Origin of the sequence: Tunturiibacter gelidiferens (assembly GCF_051013345.1) — a bacterium.
Taxonomy (GTDB): Bacteria; Acidobacteriota; Terriglobia; order Terriglobales; family Acidobacteriaceae; genus Edaphobacter; species Edaphobacter gelidiferens_A.
The window spans coordinates 2010038-2022050 of record NZ_CP132939.1 but is presented as its reverse complement, the minus strand read 5'-3'; the positions used below and the strand labels follow the sequence as shown (position 1 = coordinate 2022050).

11 protein-coding genes and 2 pseudogenes are annotated in these 12013 nt (G+C 55.2%); 7 read left to right on the top strand and 6 right to left on the bottom strand.

What is annotated here, in order from left to right; all coding sequences use genetic code 11:
- Nucleotide 1: 1 nt before the first annotated feature.
- From RBB80_RS09990 to RBB80_RS09975, 4 genes and pseudogenes are all read left to right on the top strand, one after another.
- Nucleotides 2-3101 (top strand): annotated as a pseudogene (locus RBB80_RS09990) (efflux RND transporter permease subunit).
- A 9-nt stretch (nucleotides 3102-3110) separates the two neighbouring features.
- Entirely contained in the window at nucleotides 3111-3404 is a 294-nt protein-coding gene (locus RBB80_RS09985) for a hypothetical protein (RefSeq protein ID WP_433970151.1), read from the top strand.
- Nucleotides 3356-3703: an EamA family transporter gene (locus RBB80_RS09980; protein ID WP_433969605.1), complete on the top strand. Its 348-nt coding sequence runs from the start codon at nucleotides 3356-3358 to the stop codon at nucleotides 3701-3703. The genes RBB80_RS09985 and RBB80_RS09980 overlap by 49 nt, the downstream gene beginning before the upstream one ends.
- Before the next feature lie 326 nt (nucleotides 3704-4029).
- The gene (locus RBB80_RS09975) at nucleotides 4030-4197 is read left to right on the top strand and encodes a hypothetical protein (RefSeq protein WP_433968038.1); all 168 of its coding nucleotides are present in this window, start codon (nucleotides 4030-4032) and stop codon (nucleotides 4195-4197) included.
- Nucleotides 4198-4229: 32 nt separating this feature from the next.
- On the opposite strand, the gene RBB80_RS09970 is transcribed toward RBB80_RS09975, so the two are convergent.
- Complete coding sequence (locus tag RBB80_RS09970; protein WP_433968037.1) at nucleotides 4230-4565, bottom strand: hypothetical protein; 336 nt, start codon at nucleotides 4563-4565, stop codon at nucleotides 4230-4232.
- Nucleotides 4566-5319: 754 nt separating this feature from the next.
- Here RBB80_RS09970 and RBB80_RS09965 point away from each other — a divergent pair.
- A pseudogene (locus RBB80_RS09965) lies at nucleotides 5320-5490 on the top strand (IS110 family transposase); the annotation flags it as partial.
- 354 nt (nucleotides 5491-5844) lie between these two features.
- Here RBB80_RS09965 and RBB80_RS09960 read toward each other — a convergent pair.
- From RBB80_RS09960 to RBB80_RS09950, 3 genes are all read right to left on the bottom strand, one after another.
- Nucleotides 5845-6804, bottom strand: coding sequence for an IS5 family transposase (locus RBB80_RS09960; protein WP_433964127.1), 960 nt, complete (start codon nucleotides 6802-6804; stop codon nucleotides 5845-5847).
- Nucleotides 6805-7104: 300 nt separating this feature from the next.
- Nucleotides 7105-8079 (bottom strand): TniB family NTP-binding protein, encoded by a 975-nt coding sequence (locus tag RBB80_RS09955; RefSeq protein ID WP_433968036.1) that lies wholly within the window; start codon nucleotides 8077-8079, stop codon nucleotides 7105-7107.
- A complete protein-coding gene (locus RBB80_RS09950) occupies nucleotides 8079-8750 on the bottom strand; it encodes a hypothetical protein (RefSeq protein WP_433968035.1) in 672 nt (223 codons plus the stop codon). The genes RBB80_RS09955 and RBB80_RS09950 overlap by 1 nt, the downstream gene beginning before the upstream one ends.
- A 950-nt stretch (nucleotides 8751-9700) precedes the next feature.
- Between RBB80_RS09950 and RBB80_RS09945 the strand changes: the two genes are divergently transcribed.
- Both RBB80_RS09945 and RBB80_RS09940 read left to right on the top strand, forming a co-directional pair.
- The gene (locus tag RBB80_RS09945; protein ID WP_433968034.1) at nucleotides 9701-9880 is read left to right on the top strand and encodes a hypothetical protein; all 180 of its coding nucleotides are present in this window, start codon (nucleotides 9701-9703) and stop codon (nucleotides 9878-9880) included.
- A gap of 51 nt (nucleotides 9881-9931) precedes the next feature.
- The gene (locus RBB80_RS09940; RefSeq protein ID WP_433968033.1) at nucleotides 9932-10117 is read left to right on the top strand and encodes a hypothetical protein; all 186 of its coding nucleotides are present in this window, start codon (nucleotides 9932-9934) and stop codon (nucleotides 10115-10117) included.
- Nucleotides 10118-10211: 94 nt separating this feature from the next.
- Here the strand turns inward: RBB80_RS09940 and RBB80_RS09935 are convergent, their stop codons facing one another.
- On the bottom strand, nucleotides 10212-10973 hold the full coding sequence (locus tag RBB80_RS09935; protein WP_433968032.1) for a hypothetical protein: 762 nt from the start codon (nucleotides 10971-10973) through the stop codon (nucleotides 10212-10214).
- 615 nt (nucleotides 10974-11588) lie between these two features.
- Nucleotides 11589-11801 (bottom strand): helix-turn-helix domain-containing protein, encoded by a 213-nt coding sequence (locus RBB80_RS09930; protein ID WP_433969604.1) that lies wholly within the window; start codon nucleotides 11799-11801, stop codon nucleotides 11589-11591.
- Nucleotides 11802-12013 lie beyond the last annotated feature (212 nt).

The following is a 12013-nucleotide window of genomic DNA, read 5'->3' as shown; positions in this document are numbered from 1 at the left end:
CATGTTGAATCGCATCATTGACGCCGCACTCTCTGCTCGCTGGATCGTATTGATGCTGGTCCTCGCTCTGGTCGCAGCCGGTGGATACGCCCTCTACACCATGCCTGTCGAGGCATTTCCCGATCTTACCAACAATCAGGTCACGGTCGTGACCGATGCTCCCTCGATGCCACCAACCGAGGTTGAACAACTCGTCACCTATCCCATCGAACAGGCGATGATGGGGATGCCGAAGCAGCAAGAAGTTCGCTCGCTCTCGAAGCTGGGTCTGTCCATCATCACGATCGTATTCGACGACTCCGTGTCGATGTACTTTGCACGGCAGATGGTGAATGAGCGGCTGCAACAGGTGACGGACCAGTTGCCGAGAGGGATTCAGCCACAATTGGGCCTACCCGCGACGGCCTTCGGCGAACTCTATCAGTACACGCTCAGCGGTCCCATGACTCCAATGGAACTCAAAGACCTGCAGGAGTGGCAGATCAAACGTCAGCTCCGCACGGTGCCCGGCGTGAGCGAGATCAATAACTGGGGCGGTGAGGTCAAGCAGTATCAGATCACCGTCGATCCCGCCTTGCTGACGCAATACGGGCTAACTCTGCGGGATGTCGCCGACCGGGTCGCTGAAAACAATACCAACTTCGGCGGCGGCTACATCGAACACAACGACGAGCAATACACGCTACGAGGCGAGGGCCGCGTCCAGAGCATCGAGGACATCGGCAACATCGTTCTGCTTTCGAGTCGCGGTGTCCCCGTCTTGTTAAGCGATGTCGCCAAGGTAGGGATCGGTCCAGCTCCACGTCTCGGAGCCGTACTGCGCAACGGCGAGACGATCTCAGGCATGGTCATCATGCTCAAGGGCGAGAATGGCAAGCGCGTAATCGCGGCAGTGAAAGAAAAAATCAAGGGCATGCATTTGCCAGCGGGCGTCAAGATCGTTCCTTTCTATGACCAGTCAAGCGTGATCGACGGAACGATTCAAACCGTCAAGAAAAATCTCTTCGAGGGGTTCGTTCTTGTTACGGTTGTACTCTTCCTTTTCCTCGGCAACGTCCGTGCTGCGCTAATTACGGCTTCGATTATTCCTCTGGCAATGCTCATCAGCTTCATCAACATGCGTCTCTTTGGCTTCAGTGCCAATCTCATGAGCTTGGGAGCCATCGACTTTGGCATGATCGTCGATGGCGCAGTGGTCATGATGGAAAACTCCATCCATCGCTTGGAAGAACGACGGGAAGGCGAATCAGGGCTTGCCGCAGTTCGCGCAGCTGCCCATGATGTCGCCCGACCTATGGCCTTTGGTGTCCTCATCATTATTGCGGTGTATGTCCCGATCTTCTTTTGGAGGGGTTGGAAGGACGCATGTTCCGGCCGATGGCCTTTACCGTCTGCTCCGCTCTTCTCGGCGCTTTGCTTCTGGCGCTGATCGCGATCCCTTCCTTCGCTTCGTTTGCTTTCAGCAAGGGCTTGCCGGCGAAGCGTAATGACGCAAGCGCGGGATGGATGGATCGTCTGGCCGATCATTACCAGCGTCTGCTGGCGACTGTCATCCGGCACCGCAAGACGACCGTAGCGGCTGCGCTTCTCATCCTGGTGGTGGCTCTCTGGTCGCTCACTGTCATTGGCACTGAGTTCATGCCGCAATTGGATGAAGGCTCGATTCTGCTGGAGACGCGCAAGTTGCCAGGTATCTCCCTTACCGAATCAGTTGAAATCAGCAAGCGCATCGAGCAGAGGCTGCGCGCATTTCCTGAGATCGCCGATGTCGTTATCAAGATCGGACGCCCGGATTTTGCGACCGAAGCAATGGGCATCAACGAAGGTGATACTTACCTCCTGTTGAAACCGATGAACGAATGGCATCGCTTTCACACCAAAGAAGAGTTGATTAGCGCTCTCGATAAGGAACTTGCTCAGATTCCGGCCTCGCTTACGACTTTACCCAGCCGATGGCGATGCGCGTCGATGAGACTGTTTCAGGGGTCAAGGCCGACCTCGCTATTAAGATTTTCGGAGACGACTTCGACACACTCGATTCACTCTCGACGCAGGTGCTCCGGGCCGTCTCTGGCGTGCGTGGGGCAGCGGATGCACAGATTCAACTTACCTCCGGCGTGCCTGATCTCACGATTCGCATTGATCGCGGCGCGTTGGCACGTTACGGCCTGAATGTCTCCGATGTAGAGCAGGCGGTGGAGGCCGGTGCTTCCGGGGCTGTCATCTCGCAGCTCATTGAAGGCCAGAAACGTTACGACATCGCCATGCGCCTACCGGAGTCGTATCGGGCAAATCCCCAATCCATGCAAGAGATCACGTTGCGTTCTCCGGGAGGGGCACAGGTCAAACTCGACCAAGTCGCGCAAGTAAGGGTGGTACGCGCGGCTATTGAGATCGACCGCGAAGAAGGACAGCGGCGTATGGTTGTCATGTCCAACGTGCGCGGACGCGACCTCGGCAGTTTTGTCCAAGAGGTGCAGGCCAACATCGCACGCCAGGTAAGGCTGCCCGCAGGTTATTCGATCGAATACGGTGGACAGTTTGAAAACCAGCAGCGCGCAACCAAACGGCTGATGATCATTATTCCGATCGTTATCTTCCTCATCTATATCCTCCTCTACCTCACCTTCAAATCCTTCAAGCAGGCATTGCTTGTGGTGGGCAATATCCCGTTCGCTCTGGTCGGTGGCATAGCCGCCCTCTGGCTGCGCGGCATGAACCTCAATCTCTCCGCATCGGTAGGTTTCATTGCTCTGTTTGGAGTTGCCATGTTGAACGGAGTCGTTCTGGTTAGCTCGATTAATCAGGCGCGTGAGGCCGGGCAGACGACCTACGCGGCCGTGCTTGCTGGAGCGCGCCGCAGGCTTCGCCCGGTGCTGATGACCGCTTGTGTGGCGAGTTTCGGTTTCATCCCAATGGCTGTATCTACTTCCACCGGAGCCGAGGTCCAGAGGCCACTTGCGAGTGTAGTGATTGGCGGATTGTTCACTTCAACCCTGTTGACTCTGTTGCTCCTTCCTGTCCTCTATGAATGGATATTCGAGAAAGAGAGTCCAATCGAAATAACACAAAATGCAGAAGAACACCCGGCGAGAGCGTAGGAGGCTGTCATGGCGCAAACGGAACAACTACGAAAGAATCTGACGCAGCCCGGCATCCTCGCCGCGCTAGGGGCTGTCCTGCTTTTCGGGAGTGGAACGCCTCTTGCCAAGCTGCTGCTCGCAGATGTAAGCCCGTGGCTCATGGCGGCGCTCCTTTATCTTGGCTCTGGAATCGGGCTTACGCAGTACCGTCTGCTGCGAAGGTCTCCCGCCGTTCGTCTTCCACGGGGGAATGGCCTTGGCTTGCCGGAGCCATCTTCACCGGAGGTGTTCTCGGTCCTGGCCTACAGATGCTTGGATTAACTCGTATGCTCGCCTCGGGAACATCGCTCCTCCTGAACCCAGAGAGTGTGTTCACCGCTCTCCTCGCATGGTTTGTCTTCAAGGAGAATTTCGACAGGCGCATAGCACTTGGCATGGGAGCGATTCTCGCTGGGCTGCTGATTTTGAGCTGGCCGGGCGAGGCGAAGTTCTCCGGCGTAGTACCTGCCTTGTTTTTGCTGGGTGCCTGCCTCTGCTGGGCGGTCGATAACAACCTCACACGTAAGGTACCCTCTCCTTCACGGCTGCCGGTAACAACTTTGAGCTGGCTATTGCCGTAGCGGTGGCAGTCTTTGGTTTGAACTCTGGAGAGGCGTTCGTCGGTGTCGTGGGCCCACTCATAGAGGTGCCAGCGTTGATCGGCTTGGTCAACGTGGCCTTCTGGCTAAGACACCGGTATTTTGGGTCGGAGGGCGCAGGCTTTCATGTGCGCCCAGTCGAAGACGCCCAAAAAATTGAGGCGGTGATGCTGAGACAATTTGCAAGCGGTGAGCTTCGACCGTTGTCTCCGCCGGTCAAGGGCTGCGATGGTAGAGCGTAGGCCGCGGTTGGAGCGCAAATGGTCTATCGTGTACACACTCTGCAAGGAATAAAGCGATGAGGGAAGTTGTCACTGACCGGCGCACCGGGCATCGAGCAGGCGACGCACCTGCTCCAGGCATGGCTGGCCGTGTTGAATCATATAGTCGACCGGCGCCTCGCCGGCGAAAATGGGATTCTCGTTCGGAAGCTTGACCCAGCAATCTGCCAGATGCTGTCCGTAGCAAATATTTAACGCCTTAAAGATCCCAATCAGAAATGAGATCCTCATGAGCGTGTCCTCGTCGAGTGTTGTTCCCTCCATACCGGTCTTCCATTCAAGGAGAGTGGAGGGGTGACAACGCCGAGCAGCCCAAGCGCCTGGACATCATTGAGCGACCATACGGTGGCAATGTTGACGAATGCCCCGACCGCTGCCGGGCTCAGCCGCTCTTGCTCGACCGGGTCCGACAGGTCAGGGTGGTTCGTAAACGCTCGCGGTTGGGCTGCATCGCTCATGTGACCCTTCATGCTATCGCATTCAGAAAGGGTTGGAATGAGGAGGTTACTGGTCAGCATCATGCTGCCACGCTCATAGCCCTTGGCCAGGAAGGTAAACAGCACCTCAATCTCCTCGAAATATTTGGAACGTGATCCGCGCAAATCAGTGTGTGATCGGCCGACGACATGCCAACGTATCATGTTTTGAATCAAATGGATAAGGTGATAGTTGGGCGCATAGATGTCACGGTTTGGCTCCTAAGCTTGGACCAATGCGCTTTCAGTTGGGCGAATTTGCTTAAGGAGAGATATAGAGAGGGCCAAAATCCCAATGTTTCGAGGTCGATAGTTGGGCACATAGATGTCACGCATCAGCCGCCGTGGAACTGAATAATAGTTCCGCCTACTGTACAAATAAACTCCCTACTGTGTATATAAACCGCCTACCGAAGGCATGCGTGAATTGACTAATATTGTGGATATTTGCGTCTGTAAACCCAACAAAATCCGCTGCCTACGCTCGTCATACGCGCGAAAAAACCCAGCAGCGATGGATGGCCTGCAGATCCAGCCGGTCGTCCGTCTTGATCGGGACCTGCGAATCAAATAAGGAGTTAGAATTAAAACCAGATCCGTGGAGGGTTGAATAATGCGTAGAGGTGCAGATATCGTCGGCTGACTTCGGTCTGCCGCCTGACGGAAATCAAAGCTGAGTAGGCTTTTACATAAGCCTATCCGTTCGGCTGCCATTCATCCAGAGCCTGGAATTCTCTTACGAGAGTTTCCCGGCGTCTTGCTTATTGGGGGAGACCTGCTGAATGTCGGCTGCAGTCGGGAACTTGTCCACTGCGTGCTGGCCGCAACGTTATGCCGCCACTACCTGCGCAAGATCCTGATCCATGGTGCCAGATCGGCCGTGCTGCGGATCAAGCGCGACCGAGCGCCAATCGGAGCCTGGCTTGATGCACTTGACCTCAGGGCACACAAGGACGTCGTGGTGGTTGCCACGGCAAACAAGCTGGCGCGCATCGCCTGGGCGGTGTTGTAAGACTCCAACCTGCTTCTTGACCTCGTTTGGAGCACCTTGCCAAGAGGTAACTAGTACATCGGCAGAAAATGGATTTCCTGCGACAGTGCCCACCGACAACGTTCCTACAGGTAAGCTGCACACGCTTGCATGGGCTAACGGTGTGAGGAGAAGAGCTAATCGGAGACAGATCTTTAGCCAGCGATACGCGCGATCAACTAGCATGGACAATCCTCTAGGGAACCTCTGCGTAGGCGTCTGACTTTCTGGGGTCAGGGAGTGGGCATGGAAGATGCGCGGGTTTTGGTTGGTTTGATGCTGTTGGAGGGCTAATTGGAACGCGCATCCGCCCGTTTTCCGGGGCTTCCAGGCGCACTACTGCCCAAGGACTGCCAGACGTTTGCGGTGCAGGTACAGGTTCACCAGCGCGAAGTTCGCGCACAGGCGGTGATGGTTCTTCGCGATGCCTCTGTATCTCACTTTGTCGAAGCCGAAGATGCGCTTCAGGATCCGGAACGGATGTTCTACCTTGGCCCGCACCCTCGACTTACTCCGGTTCTTCTTTTTCTGTAACTCGTCGACATAGTTTTTGAACTTCGTCCGCTTGCAGGTCATGTCCTGTGCCTTCGGAGCGGCCTCTTGGATGGCGTCGGTCTGGCCCTGATAGCCGCCGTCGCCCCACACCTTACGCTCTTGGCCGTGCAGCAGTTCCGGTAACATGTGGCAGTCCGCCACGCTGGCTGCGCTCGTCGCCACAGAGTGGACGATGCCCTCCCTCGCGTCCACGCCGATATGCGCCTTCAGGCCGAAGTACCACTGGTTGCCCTTCCTGGTCTGGTGCATCGCCGGGTCGCGCTCGCCACTCGCGTTCTGGGTCGACGAAGGCGCATGCAGGATGGTCGCATCGACAATCGTGCCCGTCGCGATCCGGATGCCCCTGGCATCCAGATGCACGTTCACCGCATCCAGCATCAACCCGCCCAGCTCGTGCCTCTCCAGCAGATGACGGAACCGCAGGATGGTCGTCTCATCCGGCGCAGGCGCAATCCCAAGGTCCACGCCAACGAACCGCCGCAGCGCCGCAGACTCGTACAACGCCTCTTCCACCCCAGGGTCCGACAGATTGAACCACTGCTGCACAAAGTAAGTCCGCAGCATGATCGCCAACCCTACCGGCTGCCGTCCCTTGCCCGCCTTCGCATAGTGCGGTCGTACCAGGGCTTCCAGCGCAGACCATGGAACCACCTGCTCCATCTCGTCCAGAAACAACTCCCGCCGACTCTTCCGCCCGTACTTCTCAAACACACCCTGACTCGACAGACTCTGCTGCTTCATCGCAATCTCCTCGCAGCTATCAGATTAATCAATCAGGCAAGCGATGCAGAACTTGTGCAGACTCTCCCTAGGGTGCCATTGTGCTCCCAGTTGAGACTAGCTGCAAGCCTTCTTGAAAGAGTAGTTGGGATGTTGAGTAAGATTCTTTTGGTGTCATCAGTGTTCGATTTCAGCGAAGTTGTCAGTTGATGAACTGAAAGGTACCGAGTAGGAAACGTATGCGAATCGACAGCTGATCAGTTGAGGATGCACTTCCGTGGTCGCAGGCTGGGAGAGCATAACCTCAGCGCACCGACACCATCAGCATCGTTGCTTTCTCTTTTGGTTATGCTGTGAGCTTGAGTCGAGGGGGCGGCCGCTGATCGGATCGGCCGGCGCGGGGAGCAGTCGAACCGGCGGCGCATCGACTTTGAACCCGTTTGAGAATGGATTAGGACCATTGAGGTCAGCCGTACCAATCTCTTGATTGAAAGCTGTCTCAAGATCCTTCAGGCTAATCTCCCGACGGCGAGCGCGCCGTGCGAGCTTGGCTGCCCTCCGAACGATCTTCATGGTGTATCCGATCAGCCCATAGGATGCCCAATGAATGCGCCGCGCGAACGAGCAGTCCTCTCCGGGAAACGTAAACTCCGAGAGATCCTTTTTCATCGCTTTAATGAATGCACGAAAGTTTATCTGGTCTGTTTCTATTTCCCACTCGAGCGGACCAAACTTGATCGGAGTTCCGAACCGCCCACGCAATTGCTCATTCTGCTCAAATACCGCAAGGCTCCGCTCCAGCCCTGCGGCCACTACAGACAGGTTTGCTTTATTGTCTTGGGATCTGACCAGCAGGTCTTTTAGGAAGTCCGCTGCTTCTCGCGGCACGTTCGAGCGTGTATCAACAAGATGCTGGAAGTCATCCAATGCAAGGACACGGACCTTACATTTTTTACAGATCTCCAGAATTCGAAGTTCTTTCGCAAATGTGTTGCCCCGGGTCCAAAGTGGATCTCCGAGCGCGTAGAGAATTCCTTCTGCAAAGCTCTTTGTAGTGGGGCTGGGGGCAACCGGCACGTAAGGTACAGGCATTTCCACGAATTTTCCACGGTTGATGAACGGATGATTGGCGCGAAACTGTTTGAATAGCCGAGTTTTTCCGCTACGGCTAGGCCCATAGAATGCCCTGCACATGGCGTCGGCCGTAGTACCCACACTATCGAAGCACGCCTCGAGTATGGCAAGCCCGTCGTTGAACGCAGGATGAAAAATGAGCAGTTCTTCTTCCTTCTGCATCACCGCTTACCGTGTTTTCCGGACCTGTGCCGTACGGTGAAGTCTTGTTCAACAAAGGCACGCCACATGCGCTCCACGCTCTGGTGGAAGTGAGGACAGTTATCCACCACGAGGGCCATCGGGAATCTTGGTACGGGAACTCCGCCCTCGTCTGCGCTGGATTGCCCGCACCGTCGTAAGTACTGTTGGATGGCTCTCGACTTGCCCATCCGGCCGGGACCTAGGACCGTGCAGATTATTTCAGGTGCCTGCACATTGCCTTCTTTGCTGTCTGGCCGTTCGTCTGTACGAACCACGCTGGAGTTCCGGTCACCCTTCGGGTTCTTAAGCTTCCATTTTCTTATGACTCTGTGCTGCCATAGACTCAGACCCTTCGCGTACTCGTTGTAATTCAACGCATCTACGCGGAAGTACTTGCCGTTCCCTGGGTTCAACACGTAGATGTAGCCGATATTCCCCCGATCGAAATTAACCTCAACATCTACGCTCTTGCTGAGGCCTGTTCCGAAGCGCTTGCGCACTTCGCCAAGTTGCTGGTTGTTGTACCGCAGACGGAAGATGTCGATTCCGTAGTGGAAAGCTGTCCGAAACGCGTGCTCGCCGAGGGCCGTATTGAGAAAATCGAGGTCGTCCGGAATGTCCGGGGAAAAGCTCCAAAATGATCCCGCCAACGGCAGGCCGGGATGTCCTCCATGCCGCGACGTGGATTTTGCATATAGAAATCAACTGTCCAGATCATCATGATTCTGCGGAATGTGCTGCGCCGGATTACGCCATTTTTCACCGGGTTATAATCGCCGCGTCGGAGCACATTTGAAAATGTTGTACCTGGCAGAGACTGAAGACATGATCGGTTCACGAATCCCAGGAATTCCTCGATCAGGCCGCGATACCATGGCATATTTTTGGGACCGTACTTGATGTCGCATCCGAGTTGAAGCGCCGCTCTCTGAAGGTGATCAGAGTGGAAGTGCATCGCATTGTCCCAGAGCAGAACCTCCGGAACTCCGCAGCAATCCCATTTCTTTTTTACCTCTGGGAAGTCCTTCAGAAGTCGATCTTTCGGCAAGATTGCCCTTCGAAGAGAGCGCGCAACCGTCGACGAGCTTTCGTTTGCAAATTCGTCCCCAATGTCGAGAATCCCTTGGGTGTAGTTGTCGACAATTGCGGTTAGGTTGAGCCGCCCGAGCGGCAGGAACATCTCGTCGTCAATCACAATGAGATCGGAGGGCGTATGGTCGGCCTGAGTGATCTCGAGAGGCCGAGTGGTTCTAGTACCTTGCCCAGTGTTACGGAACTCGATGTTCGCTTGCCGCTCTCCCTTGTGCGCTAGTGCAATCTCGTATTTGGGAATTCTGGAGATTTCTCGTGCTACGGTGCTCGGGCTCGGGACTGGCAGTTGAGACCTGGGGCCGCGGCTCTTGTTCTGTTGCTCGATTTGCCGCCTGATTTCCAAATGGATGTCTGATATCGAGCTATATTCCGGCAACATGTAGAGTTTCCCGATCACCATCATCATCGTTGTGCCAACAAAAGGAATGCTGGAAAGGGAATGCCTGCCTCGATTGCAGTAAGCCGGTATCAACGCTCTAATATCTTTCCGTGACGCAATCCAAAGGCGGTGGCAGCGGTAGACCCGACTCCAGCCTGGGGGACTGGCGTCATCGTTCTGCGCAGACACTTCGGCGATCATCGCGGTCAGATGCGCGGCATCCAATCGGACCTGCCGGGAGTCCACTGCCTTCACGTACATGAGCATCCGCTTTGCCGCGTCGACCAGGTCTTCGCGGTAAGTACTTAGATCTCTGGTGAGCCTTTCCTTCATAGCAGCTGAGAGCGGGTATCGGCCGCCTTGATCGTGCAGGCCGACGAGATCTCCATCGCCGTACATCACGCACAGATCGCTGCAGCTGCGGGTGATGGTCATCGCAGTCGCGACTTTGCGCAGAGTACAAAAGCCATCTTCCAGCAACTCCGCGACAACGTATTCTTCACCCTTGATTGCCAGATGCAAACCGTATTGGAAGCGGAACACTGACATTGAGGCTCCGGAGCGAACTGCGTATCATTACTCGGCAGGTCCGCTATACAGGTAGTCAGAAACGAACGTTGGCCGTCCCCAACAGCGCTTCTCAGGCGCAATATCGGGCTTTGAATGTCCTCCTCGTCCGCAAGTGCCACCACGCGAAGTTACCTGAAGCTGCATCGCGAACCTTGTTCACAGACATGCTGGCGATGATGCTCCCGGCAAGTGCAACTGCGTGTTTATCCAACGCGACTGGATTGCGACTTTCTCGTGCATCATCGTCTAGAGAGCTGTCCGAAAGGTCAGCCTGTGGCGAGGGCCAGACCTGGTTCCCTATGGGCACTTTACTCACAATTTGGTCCGCACCAAAAGGAACGAACCAGTCTACGAATAGCTGCCCCTCCAACACGAGCCGTCGGAGGACTTGTATACGAACTCCAGACCGGACTGACAGTTCGGCAAAGGTCATCGACGTGCCATGGCCGATAGCGGATCTCACGGATTCGCACTCACTTTCAGAAACCGGCGTTCGCCGATACTTCAACATGAGGGCTACGTTAGTCAGCCTGGGCTCTTGAATGATCGCCGAACGGTGCCAAAGGACAAATTTATAGCCGTGCTCCGCCAAAAGCGCCTGGATAAAGCGAAAATAGGCTCTGATGCCGGGTTTTGCTGCTTGCTTGTCGGATTTGACTTCCACCACGATCCGGTCGGCACCACGGAAAAGTAAGAAGTCCGGTGTATACCGCCGAAACCTGCCATTCACCTTGAATTTCAAGACGAATGGCTGAACCACGCATTTGTCGTGAAGGGCTACGGCGACGATCAATCGCAACCCATAGAATTCATTGATCGACTCCGCCTTCAATGTACATTCGTGCCTAACGTCTGCTACCTTTCCGCACCCGGTCCGCTTAGAAGGCGTAATCGGCCGTCGGACAGGCAGAATTTCGTCTAGATTCAATTTCGCACAATGGTCGGGAAGATTGAAGACGATCGTGCTTGTGGCCGAGTTGAGTTCAAACGTCATCAGAGAACCCACCCGCTGAAGCATCGCGGCGGAGGCTAATTGATCCAGGCTGATGCCATCCCGCTCCCGTTTCGCATTCTCAATCTGCGTCGCGGTGTTTGGTTAATGCAGTTTGACGTGCACATTAATATACGCGTTGCTTTGAGGCTTCCACATTCATTAATGATCGTGTCAAAAAGCCGTTATTTGTGGACGTAAAAAGATCTGATGCGCCGTCTGGCCCACATCGCCCCATTGTGGATCTTCTCGTCTTCGAGAGGTACTCATCGATCCACTCGTCACGAGTGGAAATCCTGTTCAGCGCTCACGGTTGGAGAGACAACGATCTAGCAAGTTCGCTGATTCGATTTCGATGTGGATTATTGGTCGATCATTGCACGGAATCATGCGAGTCTGCGATGCGCGCCCGTTCAGAATGTGCCGGAATCGGCACATTCCCAGGATCTATCATGATTAGCTCGACGAACTGCGCACGCGCAACAGGATCTTGTCAACGCCGAGGGCACCGAGAATTTGGATCAGAGCGATGACTGAAGGCACTACTTGGCCACGCTCTGCGCGCGACAGATAAGTTCGGTGAATTCCGGTGAGAAGAGCCAATTCCGCCTGGGTTATGCCGCGCCGGGACCTCAACCGTCGAATGAGCCTGCCAACCTCTAACCGCATCGTGCTCAGACGTTGAGAATTCGGGCGAGCAATAGGATTTGAAACGAAGATCTCGATATAGGTAAGACCCAACGAACGATGGCAGCGACGGCATTTACCATTTCCAGGTTCAAATTGGCTCAGTTGGCAGACGGGACAGACCAGGGTTTCGCGAATTGTTGAAACGTGCAAGGGTTCTCCGGAGGCAAGGCTGCGCCACCGCAGAGTGCGAC

Bases quoted from the DNA above. Each gene is read 5' to 3' on its own strand.
- RBB80_RS09985 (WP_433970151.1), top strand. From the start codon at position 3,111: ATGGCGCAAACGGAACAACTACGAAAGAATCTGACGCAGCCCGGCATC.
- RBB80_RS09955 (WP_433968036.1), bottom strand. From the start codon at position 8,079: ATGCAGAAGGAAGAAGAACTGCTCATTTTTCATCCTGCGTTCAACGAC.
- RBB80_RS09930 (WP_433969604.1), bottom strand. From the start codon at position 11,801: ATGCGGTTAGAGGTTGGCAGGCTCATTCGACGGTTGAGGTCCCGGCGC.
- RBB80_RS09960 (WP_433964127.1), bottom strand. From the start codon at position 6,804: ATGAAGCAGCAGAGTCTGTCGAGTCAGGGTGTGTTTGAGAAGTACGGG.